Source organism: Burkholderia sp. AW49-1 (genome assembly GCF_053427845.1).
The window spans coordinates 119,476-140,336 of sequence record NZ_JBSAXF010000007.1; the positions used below are offsets into that span (position 1 = coordinate 119,476).

General features: G+C 67.4%; 22 protein-coding genes and 2 pseudogenes. 12 read left to right on the top strand and 12 right to left on the bottom strand.

Features of this window, described 5'->3' with window-relative positions:
* Nucleotides 1-41: 41 nt before the first annotated feature.
* Nucleotides 42-572, bottom strand: a complete 531-nt coding sequence (locus ACV22W_RS13815; protein WP_448019870.1) for an N-acetyltransferase family protein — start codon at nucleotides 570-572, stop codon at nucleotides 42-44.
* A 196-nt stretch (nucleotides 573-768) separates the two neighbouring features.
* Between ACV22W_RS13815 and ACV22W_RS13820 the strand changes: the two genes are divergently transcribed.
* The 3 genes from ACV22W_RS13820 to ACV22W_RS13830 all read left to right on the top strand — a co-directional run bounded on the left by ACV22W_RS13820 (nucleotide 769) and on the right by ACV22W_RS13830 (nucleotide 2,191).
* Nucleotides 769-1,146 carry an ArsR/SmtB family transcription factor gene (locus ACV22W_RS13820; protein ID WP_448020056.1) on the top strand — a complete coding sequence of 126 codons (378 nt, stop codon included), beginning with the start codon at nucleotides 769-771 and terminating at the stop codon, nucleotides 1,144-1,146.
* Complete coding sequence (locus tag ACV22W_RS13825; protein ID WP_448019872.1) at nucleotides 1,109-1,594, top strand: SRPBCC family protein; 486 nt, start codon at nucleotides 1,109-1,111, stop codon at nucleotides 1,592-1,594. Before ACV22W_RS13820 ends, ACV22W_RS13825 begins: the two co-directional genes overlap by 38 nt.
* A 120-nt stretch (nucleotides 1,595-1,714) precedes the next feature.
* The gene (locus ACV22W_RS13830) at nucleotides 1,715-2,191 is read left to right on the top strand and encodes an SRPBCC family protein (RefSeq protein WP_448019873.1); all 477 of its coding nucleotides are present in this window, start codon (nucleotides 1,715-1,717) and stop codon (nucleotides 2,189-2,191) included.
* A 24-nt stretch (nucleotides 2,192-2,215) separates the two neighbouring features.
* Here ACV22W_RS13830 and ACV22W_RS13835 read toward each other — a convergent pair.
* Nucleotides 2,216-2,947 (bottom strand): annotated as a pseudogene (locus ACV22W_RS13835) (amidohydrolase family protein); the annotation flags it as partial.
* Between ACV22W_RS13835 and ACV22W_RS13840 the strand changes: the two are divergent.
* The 4 genes and pseudogenes from ACV22W_RS13840 to ACV22W_RS13855 form a co-directional block, all read left to right on the top strand.
* A pseudogene (locus ACV22W_RS13840) lies at nucleotides 2,933-3,493 on the top strand (IclR family transcriptional regulator domain-containing protein); the annotation flags it as partial. The pseudogenes ACV22W_RS13835 and ACV22W_RS13840 sit on opposite strands and share 15 nt — an antisense overlap.
* A 133-nt stretch (nucleotides 3,494-3,626) precedes the next feature.
* Nucleotides 3,627-4,265 carry a 2-hydroxychromene-2-carboxylate isomerase gene (locus ACV22W_RS13845; protein WP_448019875.1) on the top strand — a complete coding sequence of 213 codons (639 nt, stop codon included), beginning with the start codon at nucleotides 3,627-3,629 and terminating at the stop codon, nucleotides 4,263-4,265.
* Between the two features lie 18 nt (nucleotides 4,266-4,283).
* Nucleotides 4,284-4,703 carry a hypothetical protein gene (locus ACV22W_RS13850; protein WP_448019877.1) on the top strand — a complete coding sequence of 140 codons (420 nt, stop codon included), beginning with the start codon at nucleotides 4,284-4,286 and terminating at the stop codon, nucleotides 4,701-4,703.
* 92 nt (nucleotides 4,704-4,795) lie between these two features.
* Nucleotides 4,796-5,491 (top strand): phosphatase PAP2 family protein, encoded by a 696-nt coding sequence (locus ACV22W_RS13855; RefSeq protein ID WP_448019879.1) that lies wholly within the window; start codon nucleotides 4,796-4,798, stop codon nucleotides 5,489-5,491.
* Nucleotides 5,492-5,627: 136 nt separating this feature from the next.
* On the opposite strand, the gene ACV22W_RS13860 is transcribed toward ACV22W_RS13855, so the two are convergent.
* The 3 genes from ACV22W_RS13860 to ACV22W_RS13870 all read right to left on the bottom strand — a co-directional run bounded on the left by ACV22W_RS13860 (nucleotide 5,628) and on the right by ACV22W_RS13870 (nucleotide 9,046).
* Entirely contained in the window at nucleotides 5,628-6,287 is a 660-nt protein-coding gene (locus ACV22W_RS13860) for a glutathione S-transferase family protein (RefSeq protein ID WP_448019881.1), read from the bottom strand.
* A gap of 130 nt (nucleotides 6,288-6,417) precedes the next feature.
* Entirely contained in the window at nucleotides 6,418-7,488 is a 1,071-nt protein-coding gene (locus tag ACV22W_RS13865) for an MBL fold metallo-hydrolase (RefSeq protein ID WP_448019883.1), read from the bottom strand.
* Between the two features lie 421 nt (nucleotides 7,489-7,909).
* Nucleotides 7,910-9,046 carry an ATP-binding protein gene (locus ACV22W_RS13870; RefSeq protein WP_448019885.1) on the bottom strand — a complete coding sequence of 379 codons (1,137 nt, stop codon included), beginning with the start codon at nucleotides 9,044-9,046 and terminating at the stop codon, nucleotides 7,910-7,912.
* Between the two features lie 961 nt (nucleotides 9,047-10,007).
* Here ACV22W_RS13870 and ACV22W_RS13875 point away from each other — a divergent pair.
* Nucleotides 10,008-10,913 (top strand): HTH-type transcriptional regulator ArgP, encoded by a 906-nt coding sequence (locus ACV22W_RS13875; RefSeq protein ID WP_448019886.1) that lies wholly within the window; start codon nucleotides 10,008-10,010, stop codon nucleotides 10,911-10,913.
* A 31-nt stretch (nucleotides 10,914-10,944) separates the two neighbouring features.
* Here the strand turns inward: ACV22W_RS13875 and ltaE are convergent, their stop codons facing one another.
* Entirely contained in the window at nucleotides 10,945-11,958 is a 1,014-nt protein-coding gene (ltaE, locus tag ACV22W_RS13880) for a low-specificity L-threonine aldolase (protein ID WP_448019887.1), read from the bottom strand.
* 413 nt (nucleotides 11,959-12,371) lie between these two features.
* Between ltaE and ACV22W_RS13885 the strand changes: the two genes are divergently transcribed.
* From ACV22W_RS13885 to ACV22W_RS13895, 3 genes are read left to right on the top strand one after another with little or no spacing between them, the layout of a single operon-like run.
* A complete protein-coding gene (locus tag ACV22W_RS13885; RefSeq protein WP_059528704.1) occupies nucleotides 12,372-13,793 on the top strand; it encodes a cytochrome ubiquinol oxidase subunit I in 1,422 nt (473 codons plus the stop codon).
* Nucleotides 13,794-13,823: 30 nt separating this feature from the next.
* On the top strand, nucleotides 13,824-14,831 hold the full coding sequence (gene cydB, locus ACV22W_RS13890; RefSeq protein ID WP_059528706.1) for a cytochrome d ubiquinol oxidase subunit II: 1,008 nt from the start codon (nucleotides 13,824-13,826) through the stop codon (nucleotides 14,829-14,831).
* On the top strand, nucleotides 14,803-14,982 hold the full coding sequence (locus tag ACV22W_RS13895; protein WP_059598950.1) for a hypothetical protein: 180 nt from the start codon (nucleotides 14,803-14,805) through the stop codon (nucleotides 14,980-14,982). The genes cydB and ACV22W_RS13895 overlap by 29 nt, the downstream gene beginning before the upstream one ends.
* A 103-nt stretch (nucleotides 14,983-15,085) precedes the next feature.
* Here ACV22W_RS13895 and ACV22W_RS13900 read toward each other — a convergent pair whose 3' ends face one another.
* From ACV22W_RS13900 to ACV22W_RS13925, 6 genes are all read right to left on the bottom strand, one after another.
* A complete protein-coding gene (locus ACV22W_RS13900) occupies nucleotides 15,086-15,280 on the bottom strand; it encodes a YqaE/Pmp3 family membrane protein (RefSeq protein ID WP_044848494.1) in 195 nt (64 codons plus the stop codon).
* A gap of 77 nt (nucleotides 15,281-15,357) precedes the next feature.
* Nucleotides 15,358-15,813: a TIGR00725 family protein gene (locus tag ACV22W_RS13905; RefSeq protein ID WP_448020058.1), complete on the bottom strand. Its 456-nt coding sequence runs from the start codon at nucleotides 15,811-15,813 to the stop codon at nucleotides 15,358-15,360.
* Nucleotides 15,814-15,883: 70 nt separating this feature from the next.
* Nucleotides 15,884-16,699 (bottom strand): ABC transporter permease, encoded by an 816-nt coding sequence (locus ACV22W_RS13910; protein ID WP_448019890.1) that lies wholly within the window; start codon nucleotides 16,697-16,699, stop codon nucleotides 15,884-15,886.
* 25 nt (nucleotides 16,700-16,724) lie between these two features.
* Nucleotides 16,725-17,813, bottom strand: a complete 1,089-nt coding sequence (locus ACV22W_RS13915; protein ID WP_448019892.1) for an extracellular solute-binding protein — start codon at nucleotides 17,811-17,813, stop codon at nucleotides 16,725-16,727.
* Nucleotides 17,814-17,848: 35 nt separating this feature from the next.
* Nucleotides 17,849-18,880: an ABC transporter ATP-binding protein gene (locus ACV22W_RS13920; RefSeq protein WP_448019894.1), complete on the bottom strand. Its 1,032-nt coding sequence runs from the start codon at nucleotides 18,878-18,880 to the stop codon at nucleotides 17,849-17,851.
* 7 nt (nucleotides 18,881-18,887) lie between these two features.
* Nucleotides 18,888-19,739 carry an ABC transporter permease gene (locus ACV22W_RS13925; protein WP_059698068.1) on the bottom strand — a complete coding sequence of 284 codons (852 nt, stop codon included), beginning with the start codon at nucleotides 19,737-19,739 and terminating at the stop codon, nucleotides 18,888-18,890.
* Between the two features lie 162 nt (nucleotides 19,740-19,901).
* Between ACV22W_RS13925 and ACV22W_RS13930 the strand changes: the two genes are divergently transcribed.
* Nucleotides 19,902-20,798: a LysR family transcriptional regulator gene (locus ACV22W_RS13930; RefSeq protein WP_448019896.1), complete on the top strand. Its 897-nt coding sequence runs from the start codon at nucleotides 19,902-19,904 to the stop codon at nucleotides 20,796-20,798.
* Nucleotides 20,799-20,861 lie beyond the last annotated feature (63 nt).

A 20,861-nucleotide genomic window follows, 5' to 3' on the forward strand; every position in this document is an offset into this window, starting at 1 on the left:
CGCGCCGATCGCGAACCGGCTGGCGATCGCATCCAGCCCGGTTACGCGAGCTGCTTGTGAAAATACGTCGTCGCGCACAATGCGCCGTCGGGCATCAGCGCGAAGTTGGGCACGACGCCGACGCGCTGCCAGCCGGCCCGCTCGTACAGACGCTCGGCATCGCCGCCCGTCACCGTGTCGAGCACGAGCACGGTCTTGCCGGCATCGCGCGCGGCTTCGTCGGCAGCCGTCATCAGCCGCGCCGCGATCCCCTGCCGGCGTGCATGACGGGACACGAGCATCTTCGCGATGTCCGCGCGATGGGGCTGGTTCTCCGGCTGCGCGGTCACGACCTGGACGGTGCCGACGATCCGGCCGGCGGCGTCCTCGGCCACCAGCAGGATGCGCTCGCCGCTCGCGACGCCGTCGGCGACGCGCGCCCAGAACGCCACGGCGGTCGAACGCTCGATCGGCAACATGAAGCTGACGGACGCGCCACCCTCGACGCAATCGATCAGCACATCGGCCAGCGCATCGATGCACGCATACGCTTCGCTCGCATCGAGGCGGCGCACGGTCACGGGTTCGGTCATACCCTCTCCTGTATGTCAGGTGGGGCACGCGTTCGGTCGGCGTGCACCCGGATCGAATGGAATGCCGGCGTGCGGTCGATGCATGCGCAGTGGCGGCCGGTGCCAGGCAACACCGCACCCAGCCCGAGCGGCGCGTGTTCCCGCCCCATCATGCTACGCGATGAAAAACCCCGCTGCATCGCCTATGCTTAGCCACATGGCTAACTTTCAACCCGGTATCAGCGACGTATTCCACGCACTCGCCGATCCGACACGCTGCGCGATCGTCGGCGCGCTCGGCAATGGCGAGCGAACCGTTTCGGAACTGGCCGCGCCGTTCGGCATGGCGCTGCCGTCGTTCATGAAGCATCTCGCGGTGCTCGAGCGCAGCGGCCTCGTCACGACCCGGAAAACCGGCCGCTCGCGCACCTGCGAGCTGGTCGGCAGCCGGCTGGCGGAGGCCGAGCAGTGGCTCGCCGCGAAGCGCGCGCAGTGGGAAGCGCGCTCCGATCGCCTCGTGGAATTCGTCGAACGCCGTCACCAGGAGGAGCAAGCGCATGTCAACCAGCCACGTCGACCCCGCCGAAACCCATGACCTCGTGATCACGCGCACGCTGCGCGCGCCGCGCCAGGCACTCTGGCGCGCATGGACCGACCCGGAATTGCTGAAGGAATGGTGGTGCCCGAAACCGTGGACCACCGAAGTGCTCGCGTTCGACCTGCGCCCGGGCGGCGCCTTCCACACGTTCATGCGCGGCCCCGACGGCGGCACGAGCGACAACCCCGGCTGCTTCCTCGAAATCGTCCCGCAAGCGCGAATCGCATTCACGTCGATGCTCACGGGCGGCTGGCGGCCGCAGGTGCCATGGCTGGGCTTCACGGCCGTCATCACGATGGCCGATGACCCCGCCGGCTGCCGCTACGAGGCGCGCGTGATGCATCCTGATGCCGCGACGCGCGAACGCCACGAGGCTCTCGGATTTTTCGAGGGCTGGAACATCTGCATCACGCAGCTCGACGAATTCGCGGCCGCGTTGCGCTGAATGCGGCCGCATGCGCGGGCCATTGCATGCGGCCGCGCGCGCGCCTAGGATTCCTGAAGGAAGCACGACGACACGCCGGCATCCGGCGTGCACCGTCGTGCGCGCTCCGCGGGAGGCCACATGCTGCACATGCACACGCATTCGACCCGGGTCAGCCGGCACCTGAACGCGCCGCGCGGGCGCGTCTACCGCGCGCTGCTCGATCCGCACGCCGTCGAGCAATGGAAGGTGCCCGACGGCATGACGTGCCGCGTGCACGCATACGACACGCGCGAAGGCGGCGCGCTGCGCGTGTCGCTGAGCTACGACGGACCTTCTGACGGCACCGGCAAGACCACCGCGCACACCGACACCTATCACGGCCGTTTCGTGACGCTCGTGCCGGACCAGCAGATCGTCGAAATCGACGTGTTCGAAACCGACGATCCGATGCTGCGCGGCGCGATGACGGTCACGATCACGCTGTCCGACGAAGCAGGCGGCACGCGCGTCGATGCGGTGCACGATGGTGTGCCGCCCGGCGTGCCGGCCGCCGACAACGAGGCCGGCTGGCAAATGGCGCTCGCCCGGCTGGCCGCGTTGGTCGAGACGGGCTAGCCCGAGGCGACCACGCAATACGCGTCAGCCGAGCCGGTACGTGTGCGTGACGGTCCCGCGGAACAGCGCATCGCGCTCGCTCGGGCTCGCGTGCGCGGTCAGCCGCTTGAACGCGTTCCAGCCGTTCACGTACGAATACGAGCCCTTGTCGACCGGGAAATTGCTCTCGAACATGCAGCGCTCGGCGCCGAACGCCTCGATGCACGTGAGCATCCACGGCTTCCATGCGTCGGCGAGCTGTTCGGACGACGGCGGCCGCGCGCCCTTCTCGAACTCGAAGCCATTGATCCGCATGCCGAGGCCGCCAACCTTCACGAATACGTTCGGCAGCCGCGCCAGTTCGCGCATCGACGCAGACCATCGCTTGAACACTTCCGGCCGCTGGTCTGCATAGCTCGCGATCCGCACGACGCCGCCGCAGTGATTGACGACGATCCGCGTGTCGGGGTTCGCCTTCGCCAGATCGAACAGCTCGGGCAATTGAGGAAAGAACAGCCACGCGTCGTACGACAGTCCGAGCGGCGCGAGCTGCGCGACGCCGGCGCGGTACGCGGGATCGAGCAACAGCCCGCGCGGCACCGCCGACAACGGGTTGGCGAGCGACGGATCGGCATCCCAGGTCGTCAGGTGTCGAACGCCGCGAAAGTGTCCGCGACCGGCGTCGACATGCGCTTCGGGCGGGTCGCGCGCGCCGAGCCGCAGGTCCGCATGCCCGACGATCCCTTTCACTACGGCCGGACCACTCCGTTGCGGCTTGCCGCGCTGTATCAGCGCTCGTTCCGCGTCGGCCCGGTCGTCGAACCATTGCTCGAGACGCTGAGCCGCGAACTCGGCGAGACGGCATCGTTCTACGTGCGCCATGGCGACATGCGCTCGGTGCTCCATCGCGTCGAACCCACGCGCACGGTGCGCGTGTCGATCCGGGTCGGCGAGGAGTTTCCGGTTCACCAGGGGGCGTCGGGGAAGGTGCTGCTCGCGTTCACCGAGCCGCACGATGCGCGCTGGAACGACGTGCGCGAACAGTTGTGGGCTGCGTCGTACGGCGAGCGCGACCCGGAAACCGCATCGGCCTCCGTGCCGGTGTTCGGCGCGGCCGGCGACTGCGTCGGCGCGCTGACGGTGTCCGGTCCGATGTCGCGGCTGGCCGCCGCGCCGGCGATGGCCGCGGCGCTCGCGATGCTGTTGCCGCTCGCGCAGAAGGCGACCGTCGCGCTCGGTGGCGCGGGCGCGCGTTACGATGCGCAAGCCGTGCGCGACAGTCTCGCCCGATTCGCGATACCGGGCAGCCCCGCCCAGCCATAGCCGGCCGCGCGCATGCGGCGATGAGGCAGCGCACAAGGCGGCCGCATGCGACACTGGCCGTCGACGCATGCGGCACGCCGCCCGTCGGCGCCGCACATGCAACCGCCGTCAGGACACGCAAGGGAACCCCACGATGAACACCCCGCGCACCGCCACCTGGTACTTCGATTTCGTTTCGCCGTTCGCGTATCTGCAGCAGGAACGGTTCGACCCATTGCCGCCTGCCGCCGCATACGAGCCGAAACCGATCGTACTCGGCGCGCTGCTCACGCACTGGGGCCAGAAAGCGCCGGCCGAGATCGCCGCGAAGCGCATCTTCACCTATCGCCACGCGCAATACCGCGCCGACAAGCTCGGCATCCCGTTCCGGATGCCGCCCGCGCATCCGTTCAACCCGATCCGGCCGCTGCGTCTCGTGATCGCGATGGGCAACACGCCCGATGCGATCCGGCGAATCTTCCGGCACATCTGGCGCGACGGCCAGGACGTGTCGACGCCGGACGGCTTCGCCGCGCTGTGCGAGGCGGTCGGCTTTCCGGAAGGCGTAACGGCCGTCGAGGCCCAACCGGTGAAGGACGCGTTGCGCGCGAACACCGATCAGGCGATCGCGCACGGCGTGTTCGGCGTGCCGACCTTCGAACTCGACGGCGACCTGTTCTGGGGCGACGATGCGACCGACATGTTCGTCGACTGCGCGACGTCTCGCGCGTGGCTCGACTCGCCCGAAGTGCGCCGCATCAGCGCGCTGCCGGAAGGCATCCGGCGCGGCTGACGGCACGCACGACGACGCTTGCGTGTCGCGCCCTTCGACGCGCAGCGGCACGGCTTCGCGCATCATCGCGATGAAGTCGATGAGCAGCGCGGGGCGCAAGCGCTGTTGGCAAATGCGGAGCGGGCAGGCCCACACGGCCTGCCCACTTTTTCTTTTTATTTTTATTTTCGTTCGGTGCTGCGCGGCCCGGCGCGGCACGGCAGATCCGCGCGAGACGCGACGCGCATTCGGTCATCCGATGCAAGATCCTCGGTGGCCCGCCGAATTGTCCAGTTCAACGGATTATTTTCGACGATGCGCAGCGAATGCGCCCGCAACCGTCAGATGATTCGACATGACCGCGCCGCACGGTCGCTTCGAATCCGGCCCCATCGGAAAATCGCGTTTTCTCAGGGGAATCCCGGTATTTTTTCCCATTTTCTTCGAAATTACCGGTGACATACTTGCCCCCCATTGCGCTCCGGTGCGAGCGCGCTTCCTGATCCCGTCGGTCGCGTGTCATGTGCTGCGCGTCCGCCGGGTCGCAGAACATGAACAATTTCGACACCACGATCCAGGTCTTCCTCACCCACATCACGTTCGGACCGCTGATGAACCACGCGATCCGCGTGATCGCCGGCCTCTATACGTTCAAGGGTTTCATTCTCATCCCCGTGCTGTGCTGGCTGTGGTTCCAGCCGGGACCGGAACGCGAACGGCAACGCGAACTGGTCATCGCGACGGTCGCGAGCGGGCTCGTCGCGCTCGCGTTCGGCCGCATGCTCGCGAAAGTCCTGCCGTTCCGCGTGCGGCCGATCTACAACCCCGATCTGCACCTGCACTTCCCGTCCGAAGAACTGCGTGCGGCCACGCTGCAGGCCTGGAGTTCGTTTCCGAGCGATCACGCGATGCTGTGGATGGCGATCGCGACCGGCATCTTCATCATCGCGCGCCGCGCCGGCGTGCTCGCGTTGCTGTACGCGGTCGTGTTCATCTGCGTGCCGCGCGCGTATCTCGGCTATCACTATCCGACCGACCTGATCGCCGGCGCCGCGATCGGCATCGCGATCGCGTGGCTGCTGACGCGCGACGCGATCCGATCGCGCTTCGCGCCGCAGGTGCTGGAGGCGATCCGGCGCTTCCCCGCGCCGGCCTATACGCTCGCGTTCCTGCTGTGCTTCGAGCTGATCACGCAGTTCGACGAACTGCTGACGCTCGCGCAGTCGGTCAAGCACACGACGATGTAACGGGACGGCGCCGCGATGCATCCGCTGCTGTCGTCACGACGCCCGGGCACGCGCTGCCGGCCCTGCGCGGCGGCATCGCGCGCTGCGCGCGCCGCCGGTCAGGTCGTCGCCGCGCCGGCAACCGCGGCCGCGCACGTCAGTCGCGATCGGGCGCACCGAGCGGGAAGAACGCACGATACGGCCGCGCCTCGTCGACCGCACGCGCAAACGACGGCCGCGCAAGCAGCCGCTTGCGATACGCGATCACGTTCGCGAACGACGGGTCGATCCGGTGCGTCCAGTCCGCATAGAACAGGAACGGCGCCGCGCCGCAGTCGGCGAGGCTGAAGCGGTCGCCGGCCGCCCATTCACGATCGGCCATCGTTCGATCCAGCCATGCGTACGACGTTTCGAGCATCGCGCGCGCATCGGCGACGCCCCGCGCATCGCGCTCGTGCGCCGGCCGCAGCGCATCGAACACGACCTTCTGCTGCGGCGTCGACACATAGTTGTCGAAAAAACGATCCATCGTCCGCACTTCCAGCGCCGCGCGCCGGTCCTCGGGCACCAGCCGCACGGGGCCCGGATGATAGAGATCGAGATACTCGACGATGATCGTCGCCTCGATCACGGTGCGGTCCGCGTCGACGAGCACCGGAAAGCGCTTCAGCGGCCACAGCGCGGCCAGTTCCTGCATCGGCTTCGGGTCGTCGTGCGCGAGCACGCGATACGCGAACGGCGTGCCGTTCTCGTACAGCGCGGTCAGCGCCTTCTGGCAATAGGAGGAAAAGGGATGGGCGTATAGCGTCGGCATCATCGCGAGGTCTCTCAGAGTTTCGGCGCCGCGTCATGCGGCGCCACGTGATCGGATACCTTGACGACGAACGGCGCCAGGCCGATTCGACATCGGACCGATCGATTTTTTCTGCGCCATGCGCACCGCGCCGCTACGACCGGCCGTCCATCACGACGCGGCCTTCGCCGCGCCAGCGCAGCATCCCGCCGCCGAGGTTCGCGACGGCATCGAAACCGGCTTTGCGCAGAATCACGGTCGCCTGCGCGGAGCGGCCGCCCGCGCGGCATACGGTCACGATCGGTCGGTCACGCGCAAGCTCGCCGGTGCGCGCGGCCAGTTCGCCGAGCGGAATCGGCGTCGCGCCGGGCAGATGGCCGAGCGGGCCGGTGAATTCGTCCGGCTCGCGCACGTCGACCACCTGTACCGCCGACAGGTGATCCTCGAGCCATTGCGGATCGATTTCCCAAAACCCGGCGAACGTATAGACGAGCGGCGCCCAGTCGGGCGCCGCTTGCACGTCGGGCGCGTTCGCGGCAACGCCGCATTGCAGGTTCGCGGGCACCGCGACGTCGATCTGGCGCGGATGCGCGAGCCCGAGATTGCGCATGTAGCCCGCGAAATCGTCCTCGCTGAGATCGCCGCCGAGGCGCGGATTGAAGCGCCGCTCTTCGCCGACGCTCGTCACCGTCAACCCGCGATAGTCGTGCGCGGGGTACAGGAGGCAGGCCGCCGGCAGCGTGAAGAGTCGACCGTGGACCGCGCGATACAGCGCGCGCGGGTCGCCCTGTTGAAAATCGGTGCGGCCGGTGCCGCGAATCAGCAGGCAGTCGCCGGTGAACGCCATCGATTCGTCGTCGAGCACGAGGCTGATGCAGCCGCTCGTGTGGCCCGGTGTCGCGCGCACGGTCAGGTAGCGCGTGCCGAATGCGCAGCGATCGCCGTCGTTCAGGTAGCGGTCGGCGCCTTGCGCGCCGCTCGCGGCCGAAATCGCGATCGCGCTGCCGGTGCGCTGCTTCAGCAGCCACGCACCCGTCACGTGATCGGCGTGCACGTGCGTATCGATGGTGGCGATGAGCCGCAGCCCGAGTTCGTCGAGCAGCGCCGCATCGCGGCGCACCTGCTCGAACACGGGATCGATCAGCAGCGCCTCGCGCGATGCGCGGTCGGCGAGCAGGTAAGTGTAGGTCGACGATTGCGGGTCGAAGAGTTGCCGGAAGATCATGGCGAAGTCGCTCCGTCGGCTGGGCATGTCGGTTGGGTGGAGGGCGCGGGTCGTACAACCCGCCCCGCGTATATCGCCGGCGCGCGGGGCGCACATTCATACAGCGTAGTTCAAAACACGCGCGTAACCGGCATCGACGCACGCGGCGGGACGTCATGCCGCGCCCGGAGCGTCACGCGCACTGCCTTGCCCTACCGCCTGTTCTCGTCTTACGTTCACAGGAATTGCGTCGACATGCCGACGACGGTCGATCACGGACAAAGACATGCAAATCATCGATCTCCAACCACTCGTCTCGCGCGGGTCGGAACGCAGGCTATGTAAGCTTTGCTGATCTCTGTTGAATATCCGGCGACCTGCGCCTTATGCGACGAGGCTCTAACGGGAACACAACGCTGCGTTATCGCGGCTAGACACGGGCTCAGGGAAGCTCAATTCGCGCCCGTCTTGGCAGGTGCACCGCGAATACCGTTTCTGTCTGATCGGATCGCGCATCAATGCGACCGTGATGTGCCTTGGCAATCTCGCCGGCGATGTATAAACCGAGCCCCAATCCGACATCCTCATCGGTTCTTTCCGACCGGTCGGCACCGCGCTGAAGCGGATCGAAGATACGATCCAGCGTGAGCGGATCGATGGCAGCTCCGCTATTCCCTACCTCGATATGCACCTCGGTGTCGTCCGACGTCGCGGCCACCCGCACCAGTGTATCGGGCGCGCCGTACTTGATGGCGTTGCTCACCAGATTACTGAGGAGTTGCTGCAGCCGCTGACCATCCCAGTCACCCCGCAGATCGCCGTTCACGTCGATTTTGATCTCGCGATCCGGATGAACTGTCTGCAATTCGTCGACCACATTGGCGACGACATGAGCGAGATCTATATTGCCAGGAACAACGTTGATGCCCAGCCCGAGCCGGGTCCGGTTGAAATCGCAGAGATCGTCGAGGAGACCTTGCATACGACGACCGCTTCTGATCAGCCGGGCCGCGGCCTCCGATATGTCCTCGCCAGCATTGAGCGCAGCAAGATATGAGGCCGTTACCTGAATGGTCTGCAGCGGCGTGCGCATGTCGTGACCAAGCATACCCAGCAACAAGTCGCGAGCCTGGTCGACCTGCGCCGTAAAAAAAGCAACTGATTCCGCGAGCGCCTGGTCTATTGCCTCGTTAAAGCGAATCATGTCATCCAAATGAGGCACGCTCGGCTGGCATTCGTCGATCCACAAGCGCAGCACACTGGCACGCAGAGCCCGATACTCGGCCGCCAACTGGTTGATGTTGAAGCCTCGCCGGGCGCGCAGGACGGCATGCGTCTGCGCCGCCGTTTCCTTGGCGTTCGCTGGTTCGGGAGCGCGTCCAAGCGATTTTTCGTGTTGCTCCTCCCGTGTTTGCGGGGTACCCAGGTCTTTGGCGACGGCCTCCAGGATCTGGCGTGCGTGGTCGCGCAGCCCGCGCGAGTCCATGCTTCTCGCGGCCGGCAGCAGCGTGGCAGCGAATGCTTCCCACTGCACCAAGATCGGTTCCGTGTTCCGAACGATGAAATCAGCTAGACGCATGTCGCTCCCCATAACGGAATGAATGGTGGATGCTTCTATCGCTCCGCGACGATATCACGTGAGTATCGTCGATCGAAGTCGATTACATCGAAAATCAGGCATAGTCGCGTCGTCAGGTGACGCGCATTTTCGTGATCGGTACGTCGGTCCGGATGGTCATTCAGTCTGACGATCGCCCTGCCCTTCAGCGATCTCAGATCGCTGCGCCAGCTTCGCGTACTCTCCACGAAGAAGCTGCGGAGTTGCTCGCGGTTTCATATTGGACAATCCATGCCAGTCGGCGTGCCCTGGGTTTTCTCAAGGTCGGAGGGGTTAGGCGAATTTGGCTTGAAGTTCTGAAATCGAACTCGTCCGGGTAAAATGCCGATCGACCGGCGCGGATGGAAGGCAAGGAGAGGCAACAATGTCCATCCGAAAGCGCGGTGGCGTTTATTGGCTCGATCTCCGCATGCCAAGCGGCGAACGAATACGCCGCTCTTGCGGGACTCCCGACCGGGACGAACCTGATGAGTATCGCCACAAGCTGAAAGTGGAACCGTGGCGTGTGCAGAAACTCGGATAACCGCGCCGCTGCGTTTGCGAAGAAGCCGTGGTGAGATACATCAAAGCGCAGACGAATCCCGCCTCCGTAGCCACCCGAAATCGGTATCTCGAGCGATCGCACTGATCCGCAAGAAGATCGGCCAGCACCACCGGTTTGTACGCGTCCGAAACGGCAAGCAGATCACGTCGTGGGACCGGAAACGAGGCTCGGCGCCTGTACGCGGGAGAAAGTCGAGAATTTTCGGTTTCACGACGCACGGTACCTGGCACAACATGCCGAACCGGTCAGGTTTGGTCTCAGGATGCGCCCAATTTCAACGTCGGACCGGCCCGCCCGGGGTCGCGATTGTTCGTAGCACCTTAGTGGGCAAGGCTTTATTGATTTGAGCAACACCATCTGTCTCGGGCAATCCAGAACATGTCTCTGACGATCGATCCGAAGCAGGCCGCCGCGCTGCTGGCCGTCGCCGACACCGGCAGCTTCGAACAGGCCGCCGTGCGCCTGCACGTGACCGCGTCCGCCGTCACGCAGCGCGTGCGCGCGCTGGAGGCGAGTCTCGGCACGCCGCTCGTGCTGCGCACGCGGCCGTGCCGGCCGACGGTGGCCGGACAGCGCGTGCTGCAACACCTGCGCCGCGTCGCGCTGCTGCAGGCCGACCTGCAGAGCACGCTCGCGGCCGAACGCGAATCGCCGATCTCGGTCACGATCGCGCTGAACTCCGACAGCCTCGGCACGTGGTTCCTGCCCGCCTTGACGTCGGTGCTCGCGGGCGAGCGCATCCTGTTCGAGCTGATCGTCGAAGACCAGGATCACACGTTTGCCTTGCTCGAAAGCGGGATGGCCGTCGGTTGCGTAACGACCGAGCCGAAACCGATGCGCGGCTGCGTCGCGACGCCGCTCGGCACGATGCGCTACCGGCTGCTCGCGGCGGCCGCGTTCGCGGTGCGCTGGTTTCCGCGCGGGCTGAACCGCACGAGCGCGCGCCATGCGCCCGTCGTCGCGTATTCGCGGCGCGATACGCTGCAGTCGACTTTCCTCAAGGAGAAATTCGGGTTGCCAGAAGGCGCGTACCCGTGCCATTACGTGCCGGGCACGCACGCGCATTTCGCGGCGGTGCGGCACGGGCTCGGCTACGCGATGGTGCCGGAGCCGCTGATCCGCGGCGCGCCGCTCGACGCGCAGGGGCTCGTCGATCTCGCGCCCGTGCATCCGACCGATATCGCGCTGTACTGGCACGCATGGACCGTGCAGTCGCCGACGATGGCGTCGCTGTCCGCGCGGGTGGTCGAAGCGGCGCGCCGGCTGCTCGCGCCGCTGCCATGACCGGCGCCTCCGCCGGCCGGCGCATTCCGCCTTACGCGCGCCGTTGCGCGAAATACGCGCCGACCGCGTCGATGAAGGTATCGATGTCCGCGCGCGACACGTCGCAATGCGTGACGAAGCGCGACGCGTACAGCATCTGCGTGAGGATTCCGCGTTCCTTGAGCCACGCCTCGAGCGGCGCGCAATCGGCTTCGGGGAATTGCGCGAACACCATGTTCGTCGCATGCGACAGCACCTTCACCGGCTCGATGCGCGCGAGGCCCGCGGCGAGATGCGCGGCGTTCGCGTGATCGTCGGCCAGCCGTTCGACGTTATGGTCGAGCGCATACAGGCAGGCCGCCGCGAGAATGCCCGACTGGCGCATTCCGCCGCCCAGCACCTTGCGCCAGCGCTGCGCGCGCTCCACCAGCGCGCGATTGCCGACCAGCACCGAACCGACCGGCGCGCCGAGCCCTTTCGAGAAGCAGATCGACACGGTATCGAACGGTGCACACAGTTCCGCGATCGGACGGCCGGACGCAACGGCCGCATTGCACGCGCGCGCGCCGTCAAGGTGCGTGGCCAGCCCGCGGCTGCGCGCGAGCGCGACGGCTTCCTGGACATAGCCGTTCGGCAACACCTGGCCGCCGATCGTGTTTTCGAGCGCGAGCAGGCGCGTGCGGGCGAAGTGATTGTCGAGCGGCTTGATCGCGGCGGCGATCTTCGCGAGCGGCAGCGTGCCGTCGGGCGCGTTCTCGATCGGCTGCGGCTGGATGCTGCCGAGCACGGCCGCCCCGCCGCCTTCGTACTTGTACGTGTGCGCGAGCTGACCGACGATGTATTCGTCGCCGCGTTCGCAATGGGCCATCAGCGCGGCCAGATTGCTCTGGGTGCCGCTCGGGAAGAACAGGCCGGCTTCCTTGCCGGCCCGCTCGGCCGTCACCGCCTGCAGGCGCAGCACGGTCGGGTCGTCTCCCCATACGTCGTCGCCGACTTCGGCGGCAGTCATCGCGGCCAGCATCGCCTGGCTCGGACGTGTCACGGTATCGCTGCGTAAATCGATCATCTTCGTGCCCTGAGTGAACGCGGACCGGAACCGATGCGCCCGGCCCTGCCGAAACGAGATTCAGAGTGTACGCAATTCGCGCAGCGCTTGCCGATGCATCGCACCGCCCGATCCGGGCGCGACCGGCACGGCGCACACACTCCGCGCCGGCGCGCCGTTCCCGTGATGCGACGCGCCATATTGCCGCACATGCGGCAGACCGCCACGCCGCCGGCACCCGCGGCGCGCGTCGCGATCTTGATACGAATCAACGATTTATCCCGAAACCGCCCGTGCGGGGCTGGACATCTGCGACGAGTTGGCGCATTTCGCGGCGCAACATCGCGCCACATACTCCAGCCAACCCCGATGCCCCGTCGGCCGGGGTCCGCCGGCACCCCGCCGGCGGGTATCGTCAGCTTCGGTCAACTGGTATGGACACCGCTTTTTCGGCCCTCGATCTGGCCCGCCTGCAATTCGCGTTCACCGTCTCCTTTCACATCGTCTTCCCGGCGCTGAGCATCGGCCTCGCCAGCTTCATCGCCGTGCTCGAATATCGCTGGTTGAAGACCGGCAAGCAGTACTACAAAACCCTCTGCCTGTTCTGGTCGAAGATCTTCGCCGTCGCGTTCGGCATGGGCGTCGTCTCCGGCGTGGTGATGAGCTATCAGTTCGGCACGAACTGGTCGGGCTTTTCGAGCTTCGCGGGCGCCGTCACCGGGCCGCTGCTGATGTACGAAGTGATGACCGCGTTCTTCCTCGAAGCCGGCTTCCTCGGCATCATGCTGTTCGGCTGGAATCGCGTCAGCCCGCGCGCGCACTTCGGCGCGACGCTGATGGTCGCGATCGGCACGCTGATCTCGACGTTCTGGATCCTCGCATCGAACAGCTGGATGCAGACGCCGCAGGGTTTCGAGATCGTCGACGGCCGCGTCGTGCCGACCGACTGGTTCGCGATCATCTTCAACCCGTCGTTCCCGTACCGCCTGTTCCACATGGCGATCGCCGCGTTCATCGTCGCCGCGCTGGTCGTGGCCGCGACGGGTGCATGGCACCTGCTGAAGGGCCGCCGCGACAAGGGTGTGAAGAAGATGTTCTCGATGGCGCTGTGGCTGCTGCTGGTGCTCGCGCCGCTGCAGGCCGTGATCGGCGACCAGCACGGCATCAACACGCTGAAGCACCAGCCGGCGAAGATCGCCGCGATCGAGGGGCTGTGGGAAACCGAAAAGGGCGGCACGGCGCTCAACCTGTTCGGCATTCCGGACATGAAGGCCGAAACGACCCGCTACGCGGTGAAGGTGCCGCACCTCGGCAGCCTGATCCTCACGCACAGCTGGGACGGCGAGATCCGCGGGCTCAAGGACTTCCCGCCCGAGGACCGCCCGAATTCGACGGTCGTGTTCTGGAGCTTCCGGATCATGGTCGGCCTCGGCTTCGCGATGATCGGTCTCGCCGCGCTCGCATGGCTGCTGCGCCGCCGCGGCGGCCTGTATGAATCGAAGTGGTTCCAGCGCTTCGCGCTCGTGATGGGCCCGACCGGATTCGTGTCGCTGCTCGCGGGCTGGGTGACGACCGAAGCGGGCCGCCAGCCGTGGGTCGTCTATGGCGTGATGCGCACCGCGCAAGCCGTGTCGCCGCTGTCGGTGCAGCAGGTCAGCCTGTCGATGATGACGTTCGTGATCGTGTACTTCCTCGTGTTCGGCACCGGCGTGTATTACATGCTGAAGCTGATGAAGGCCGGCCCCGCGCTGCCCGACGTCGGGCACGACGCGCATCACGGCGAGCCCGACACGCGCCCCGACCACACCGCGCGCCGCCCGATGTCGGCCGTCGACGAACTGATCGAGACCGTCTGAGCCCCTTTATATTCGCAAACGAGAAAACCTATGGACGTCACCGTAATCTGGGCCGCGATCATCGCATTGGGGCTCTTCATGTACGTCGTGCTCGACGGCTTCGACCTCGGCATCGGCATCGTCTTCCCGTTCTTCCCGGACGAGAAGGAACGCGACCTGATGATGAATACCGTCGCGCCCGTGTGGGACGGCAACGAGACGTGGCTCGTGCTCGGCGGTGCCGGGCTGTTCGCGGTGTTCCCGATCGTCTATTCGACGGTGCTGTCGGCACTGTACCTGCCGCTGATCTTCATGCTGGTGTGCCTGATCTTCCGCGGCGTGTCGTTCGAGATCCGCGCGAAGGCGCGGCGCACCAAGCAGCTGTGGGATCTCGCGTTCATCGGTGGCTCGGCGGGTGCGACGCTGTTCCAGGGGATCGCGCTCGGCGCGTTCCTGCAGGGCATCGACGTGAAGGACGGCGTGTTCGCGGGCGGCGCGTTCGACTGGCTCACGCCGTTCAGCCTGCTGACCGGCCTCGGCCTGCTCGTGACCTACGCGCTGCTCGGCTGCTGCTGGCTCGTCGCGAAGACGGAAGGCGACCTGCAGCGGCGCCTCCATCGCGTCGTGTGGCCGCTGACGGTCGTGCTGCTCGGTTTCATCGCGGTCGTCAGCCTGTGGACGCCGCTGCAGGACCCGGCCATCGCGCAGCGCTGGTTCGATTCGGGGCTGTTCTGGCGCCTGCTGCCGGTGCCGTTCCTGGTCGCCGGATGCGCGGTGTGGATGCGTCGCGCGGTGCGCGACCGGCACGACATGACGCCGTTCGTGCTCGCGCTGGCACTCGTGCTGCTCGGCTACGTCGGCCTGCTCGTCACGATGTTCCCGTATGCAATTCCGCAGACGATGACGATCTGGGAAGCCGCGGCACCGCGTTCGAGCCAGACCTTCACGCTGGTCGGCGCGGCGGTTATCCTCCCGATCATCATCGCCTACACGACGATGGGTTACTGGGTATTCCGAGGCAAGGTGCGCCATGAAGACCAGCATTACTACCACCACTGATTCCGCCGCTCGCCAGCCCGACGCGCCGCGGCCGCGGATGCGCGGCTGGATGTGGTTCGTCGTGCTGTGGGCGGGCGGCGTGCTCGGCGCCGTCACGCTCGGCTATGCGTTCAAGATCTTCATGAACCTGACGCTGTTCGCGGTGAAGTAAGCCACGCGGCCGCTTCGATCGGACGACGATCGGGGCGGCCGTTTTCGTATCGCCGGCCGATTTTTCCGATTCGCCGACCTCGCCGGCGCCGCGCGTCGCTCCCCTACCGCCGCTCGCGCAGTGCCGCCTCGATCTTGCGATCGGTCTTGTACTGGCTCAGCGCATACACCGACCAGATCGCGGCCGGCAGCCAGCCGATGATCGTGAGCTGCAGGATCAGGCAGATGACGCCGGCGATCGGCCGGCCGATCGTGAAGAACTGGAACCACGGCAGCAAGAGGGCAAGCAGCAGACGCATCGGATTTCCTTTTCGCATCATTGACGAAGAACGTACGCGGCCAATATGGCGCGTCATGCCCCCCATTTCAAGTCGAGCTACGCCGAGGCGGACAGCCATCGCGCGACGCGCGCGACGAGCGGGTCTGCTTCGTCGAAACGCTCGACGCCCGCCACCTGCGGCGCGTCGCAGATCCCGAACACCGGCTTGCCCCATTGCAGCCCCAGCGCGATTTCCGACAGCGTGCCGAGCCCGCCGCCGACCGCGATCAGGCACACGGACGCGCGCGCGATCAGCGCATTGCGCGTGATGCCGAGCCCGGTCGGCAGCGCGACGGTCAGGTACGGATTCGCGTCCCGCGCGTCATCCTCGGGCAGCAGCCCGATCGCGCATCCGCCCGCGGCCCGCGCGCCGCGCGCGGCGGCCTCCATCACGCCCTGCTTGCCGCCGCCGACGATCGCGAGGCCCGCCGCCGCGATCCCGTGCGCGATCCGCTCGGCGACGGCGAGCTGCGCGTGCGTCGCGTCGCGCGGCCCGATCACGCCGACCGGCATCCGGTGCCGTTGCGCGCCGCGCTGTCGCCGCGCGAGTTGCGCCAGCGCGTCGCGCGTGTCGTTCGACCATTCAATGACGTCGTTGCCGTGCAAGTCCTTCCCCCAGTGCAAGAACGCAGGTGCAATGCGCCGTCAGCACGATCGACAGCACGGCGGCCTGCGAGAAATCGGTTTGTCCGTCGGACAGCTTCAGGTACATCAGGAGCGGCAGGATGTTGACCTGCGTGCCGGCCAGCGCGAGCGCCGTGCCGTACGTGCCGAGCGCGATCGCACCCACGAGGCACCACGCGGACGCGATCGACGGCCACAGCTCGCGCCACGCGACGTCGAACCACGCGCGCCACGGCCGCGCGCCGAGCGTCAGCGCCGCCTCGAGCGGCCGCCGGTCGAGATTTGCGAGCGCCGGGTAAAGAATCAGCGCGACGCGCGGAATCAGGTAATACGCATAGGCGAACGCGAGCCCCGGCATCGAATAGATCGCGCCGCCGACCACGGTCGGGTCCGCGCCGAGCGAGGCCAGCAGCATCGTGACGAAACCGGCGCGGCCGAACACGAGGATGAAGCCGTACGCGATCACGAGGCCGGAGAAGGCGAGCGGCACGCCGAGCAGCGCCAGCGACCAGCGGCGCCGCGCCGGCGACTGTCCGGCCAGCACGAACGCGACCGGCACGCCGACGGCGACGGACAGCGTGCCGGCGCCGATCGCGAGCGCCAGCGAACGCACGATCGCGTCGGCGACGAGCGGATCGCCGAACACCGCGGCGAACGCGCGACCGCCGCCGTCGAACGCGGCGCCGACGAGCGCGGCAAGCGGCAGCACGAAACACACCGCGAACAGCGCGGCCGCCGGCGCCGCGCCGTAGCGGCGCAGGACGCCGTGCCGCATGGACGAAACCCGCATCGCGCGCCCCTTACTTGCCGAGCGTGGCCTGCGACCAGAGCTGGTCGACTTCGGCCTTGTGCGTCGCGGCCTTCGCGACGTCCAGCGGACGCACCTGCGGCGCGTTCGGCAGCTTCGCCGCGACGTCCTGCGCGACCGGCGTGCCGGGCACGGCCGGGCGCACGTAGCCCTGCGCGAACAGCCCCTGCCCGACGTCGCTCATCACGAGATTGAGCCACAACTGCGCGGCGGCCGGATTCGGTCCGTTCTTCACGAGACTCATCGCATACGGCGCCGATACGCTGCCGTCCTGCGGAATCACGACTTCGGCCGCATCGCCCATGCCGTCCGTGTACTTGGCCTTGAGCCCGTCGTTCTCGTAGCCGATCAGGATCGGAATCTCGCCCTTGACGAATTTCGCATACGGCGTCGTCCCCTCGACGCGCAGCACGTTGCCGGCCTGCTTCAGCTTGCCGAAGAACTCCGCGCCCGGCTTCGGGTTGTCGACGCTGCCGCCGTTTGCATAAGCGGCGGCGAACACGGCGACCTGCCCCTGCCCGGTCGAGCGCGGGTCGAGATAGACGACCGCATTGCGATATTCGGGTTTCAGCAGGTCGGACCAGCGCTGCGGCACGTTCTTCACGAGCTTCTTGTTGACGAGCAACGCGATGTTCAGCGAGTGCACTGCGAACCAGCGGCCGTCGGCCGCGCGAAACACCGCGGGCAGCTTGTCGAAATTGACCGGCTTGAACGGCGCGACGACGTCCTTGGCCGTCGCATCGAGCGCCGATGCCGCGAAGTAGTAGGCCGTGTCGGCCTGCGGGCGACGTCGCGACTTGTCGAGCGCGACGACCGTGGCCGCCGATCCGATGTCGTTGTACGTGATCTCGACCTTCGGATAACGCTTGCGGAATTCGGCGAACAGCGACTTCCAGTTCGCCCACTCCGGGCCCGTGTCGAACGACACGACGAGCCCTTCGTCGGCGGCCTTCTCGTACAGCGCGTCCTCGCCCGGATAGAGCGGCGCGGCATGGGCCAGTGCGGGCGCCAGGGTCGCCAACGCGCAGAGCGCCAGCAGGCGGCGGCGCGTCGCATGAAGAAAGTGGCGGCGTGCGGACATCGTGATTCTCCGTTGAATGAATAGGTCGCCCGCGCTCACGCGGCGGGCAGCACGAGCAGATGGCGCGGCTCGATCGACACGCAGCGCGCGGGCAGTTCGCGCCCTTCGCCGAGCAATGCGTCGGTCGCGCCGGCCGGCACGAAATCGAAGCGCTGTGTCGCGCCGAAGTAGCGCACCTCGCCGACCCGGCCATCGATGCGGTTCGCAACGTACGCGGGTGGATCGGGCTGCAGGTGTTCCGGACGGATCAGCACCTCGACCGGGTCGCCCGGCCGGTGCGCACCCGTATCCGCGCACAGCGTCGTGAACCGCACGTCGACCGCGCCATGCGCCAGCACACGGCCGCGCAGCAGTGTCGAATGGCCGACGAAACGCGCAACCTGCGCGGTCGCCGGGCGCTCGTACAGGTCGCGCGGAGTGCCGGCCTGCAGCACGCGTCCGCCGTCGACGATCGCCACGCGATCGGCCATGCTGAGCGCTTCGTCCTGGTCGTGCGTGACGAGCAGCGTCGTCGCGCCGCATGCGCGCTGCAGCGCGCGGATCTCGTCGCGCAGCTGGTGGCGAATGCCGGCGTCGAGCGCCGCGAGTGGCTCGTCGAGCAGCAGCAGCTTCGGTTCGATCACGAGCGCGCGGGCCAGCGCGACGCGCTGCTGCTGCCCCCCGGACAGCAGCGCCGTGCTGCGCCCGGCCTGCGCGGCGAGGCCGACACGTTCGAGCATGTCGAGCGCGCGGCGACGGCGCGGCGCCGCGGCCATGCCGCGCATCTTCAGGCCATAGGCGACGTTGTCGACGACCGACAGGTTCGGAAACAGCGCGTAGTGCTGAAACACCATCCCGACCTCGCGCTGCCACACCGGCACGCCGGCCATGTCGCGGCCGCCGATCGCGATACGGCCGCGGTAGCCGTCGAGCAGGCCGGCGGCGAGGCGCAGCAGCGTCGATTTGCCGGAGCCGCTGCGACCCATCACGGCGAGCAGTTCGCCCTGGGCCGCGGACAGCGTGACCGCGTCGACGCCGTGACGGGCGCCCGGATACTGGAAGCTGACGTTTTCGAAATCGAGACTCATGACGGTTTCACTTCAGGCGTTGCACGGTGAAGACGGAGGCGAGCGTCGCGAGCACGGCGAGGACGAGCAGCACGACGGTCGCCGCGCAGGCCATCCCGGACGCGCCGTAGAACGCCTGCAGCAGCACGATCGGATAGTTGCGGTAACGGAAGCCGGCGATGAGGTTCGAGATCTGGAATTCGCCGATCGACAGCGCGGCGACCATCACGAGGCCGGAGAACAGGCTGTGCCGCAGGTTCGGCAGCACGATCGTGACGAACTGGCGCAGCGGCGTCGCGCCGAGCGTCGCCGCACATGCCTCGAGATGCGCGAGGCCCAGGTGCCGCAGGTCGCTCAGCAGCGTCTGCAACAGGTACGGCAGCGTCAGCACGGCGTGCGCGGCGATCATCAGCGGCAGCGTGCCGAGCCACGGCAGCGCATCGCCGCTGAAGATCGCGATGTAGCCGAACCCGAGCGTCAGCGCCGGCACCGCGATCGGCATCAGCATCACGATGCGCGCCGCGAAGCCGCGGCCGGCCAGTGCTCGGTGATGCAGCGCATACGCGAGCGGCAGCGCCAGCACGGCATTGATCGCGCAGCAGGCGAGCGCGACCGCGAGGCTCGTGCCGAATGCGCGGGTGAAGCTGCGATTCGCGGCCAGATCGACGAACCAGTGCGACGTGATGCCGGTCGGCAGCAGCGTGTTCGTCCACGACTGGCCGACCGAGCCGATCAGCAGCAGCACGATCGGCAGCGCGAGATACAGCCCGAACGCCGCGACGAACGCCCGCAGCAGCAGGCGTCCCGCCATCGCGCGCGGCCGTTTGTTACGACGAATCGGAATAGCTTCGGCAAGGGCCGGAGCGGATGGCGAATGCATGGCGAATCTCGCTGACGGACACGGAACGGGTCACGCAACGCCCGCCGTGCCGGGCCGGCACGCGTCGTCGTGACGGACGCAGTGTGCGGATCCGACATGGCATCGTCATGAAAAAAACGTACAACGCCCGCATCGATCTGTGCGCGCAAGGAATAGTTCGCCGTGAAGCACCTGTTTCCCAACGTCGCGGAGCTGCACGCGTTCGCGAGTTCCGTGAAGTACCTGAACTTCTCGTATGCGGCGCGCGAGCTCGGCCTGACGCCGAGCGCGGTCAGCCGGCAGATCGCGAATCTCGAGGCGCTGTTCGGCGTGAAGCTGTTCGTGCGCGAGGGGCGCAATCTCGCGCTCACGCGGGCCGGGCAGGTTTATCACGCGCGCGTGATCGGCCCGCTGCGCGAGATCGGCAACGCATCGATCGAATTGCTGAGCGCGCGCGAGGACAGCGACCTGCTGACGATCGCCAGCGTGCCGACCTTCACGACGAAGTGGCTGGTGCCGCGTCTCGCGCGCTTTCTGGCCGTCGCGCCGGCGGTCACGCTGAGTTTTCGCCGCCATCTCGCGCACGGCGACGTGTTTCCGTTCGGGCTCCACGCGGCGATCCGCTATGGCGACGGCGCATGGGAAGGCGTCCGGTGCGATTACCTGGATGGCCGCACGTTCGTGCCGGTCTGTTCCGGCGAATTCGCGGCGCGGCATGCGCTGCGCACGCCCGCCGACACGGCCGCCGCGCCGCGGCTCGTGCACGAGCAGGCGGAAATCGCGTGGTCGCTCTGGGCGGAGCGCCATCGCGTCGCCCGGATGAACGCGCTCGCGGGGCCCCGCTTCGAACAGTATTCGGTGCTGATCCAGGCCGCGCAAGCCGGGCTCGGGCTCGCGCTCGTGCCGCGCTTCCTGGTCGTCGACACGCTCGCGAGCGGCGCGCTCGTCGAACCGTTCGACGCGCCCGTCGACGTCGACGCGCAGGGGCACTACCTGTGCTACGCGCCGGAGCGCCTCGAGACGAGCGCCGCGTTGCGGCGCTTCAGGGAATGGATGCTCGACGAATGCGCGGACCGATGAGCGTGCCCGATGTGGCCGGGCACGTCTGGACGGCACGGCGGCGCCCGTGGCGCGTCGCCGTGC

What these genes read in the sequence shown, in the direction of transcription:
- ACV22W_RS13910 (WP_448019890.1), bottom strand. Translation starts at nt 16,699, where the DNA reads ATGCGGCACGGCGTCCTGCGCCGCTACGGCGCGGCGCCGGCGGCCGCG.
- ACV22W_RS13855 (WP_448019879.1), top strand. Translation starts at nt 4,796, where the DNA reads ATGAACAATTTCGACACCACGATCCAGGTCTTCCTCACCCACATCACG.
- ACV22W_RS13905 (WP_448020058.1), bottom strand. Translation starts at nt 15,813, where the DNA reads ATGCCGGTCGGCGTGATCGGGCCGCGCGACGCGACGCACGCGCAGCTC.
- ACV22W_RS13815 (WP_448019870.1), bottom strand. Translation starts at nt 572, where the DNA reads ATGACCGAACCCGTGACCGTGCGCCGCCTCGATGCGAGCGAAGCGTAT.
- ACV22W_RS13885 (WP_059528704.1), top strand. Translation starts at nt 12,372, where the DNA reads ATGGACACCGCTTTTTCGGCCCTCGATCTGGCCCGCCTGCAATTCGCG.
- ACV22W_RS13875 (WP_448019886.1), top strand. Translation starts at nt 10,008, where the DNA reads ATGTCTCTGACGATCGATCCGAAGCAGGCCGCCGCGCTGCTGGCCGTC.
- ACV22W_RS13825 (WP_448019872.1), top strand. Translation starts at nt 1,109, where the DNA reads ATGTCAACCAGCCACGTCGACCCCGCCGAAACCCATGACCTCGTGATC.
- ACV22W_RS13865 (WP_448019883.1), bottom strand. Translation starts at nt 7,488, where the DNA reads ATGATCTTCCGGCAACTCTTCGACCCGCAATCGTCGACCTACACTTAC.
- ACV22W_RS13870 (WP_448019885.1), bottom strand. Translation starts at nt 9,046, where the DNA reads ATGCGTCTAGCTGATTTCATCGTTCGGAACACGGAACCGATCTTGGTG.
- ACV22W_RS13820 (WP_448020056.1), top strand. Translation starts at nt 769, where the DNA reads ATGGCTAACTTTCAACCCGGTATCAGCGACGTATTCCACGCACTCGCC.
- ACV22W_RS13860 (WP_448019881.1), bottom strand. Translation starts at nt 6,287, where the DNA reads ATGATGCCGACGCTATACGCCCATCCCTTTTCCTCCTATTGCCAGAAG.
- ACV22W_RS13900 (WP_044848494.1), bottom strand. Translation starts at nt 15,280, where the DNA reads ATGCGTCTGCTGCTTGCCCTCTTGCTGCCGTGGTTCCAGTTCTTCACG.
- cydB (WP_059528706.1), top strand. Translation starts at nt 13,824, where the DNA reads ATGGACGTCACCGTAATCTGGGCCGCGATCATCGCATTGGGGCTCTTC.
- ACV22W_RS13845 (WP_448019875.1), top strand. Translation starts at nt 3,627, where the DNA reads ATGAACACCCCGCGCACCGCCACCTGGTACTTCGATTTCGTTTCGCCG.
- ACV22W_RS13830 (WP_448019873.1), top strand. Translation starts at nt 1,715, where the DNA reads ATGCTGCACATGCACACGCATTCGACCCGGGTCAGCCGGCACCTGAAC.
- ACV22W_RS13925 (WP_059698068.1), bottom strand. Translation starts at nt 19,739, where the DNA reads ATGCATTCGCCATCCGCTCCGGCCCTTGCCGAAGCTATTCCGATTCGT.
- ACV22W_RS13920 (WP_448019894.1), bottom strand. Translation starts at nt 18,880, where the DNA reads ATGAGTCTCGATTTCGAAAACGTCAGCTTCCAGTATCCGGGCGCCCGT.
- ACV22W_RS13915 (WP_448019892.1), bottom strand. Translation starts at nt 17,813, where the DNA reads ATGTCCGCACGCCGCCACTTTCTTCATGCGACGCGCCGCCGCCTGCTG.
- ltaE (WP_448019887.1), bottom strand. Translation starts at nt 11,958, where the DNA reads ATGATCGATTTACGCAGCGATACCGTGACACGTCCGAGCCAGGCGATG.
- ACV22W_RS13895 (WP_059598950.1), top strand. Translation starts at nt 14,803, where the DNA reads ATGAAGACCAGCATTACTACCACCACTGATTCCGCCGCTCGCCAGCCC.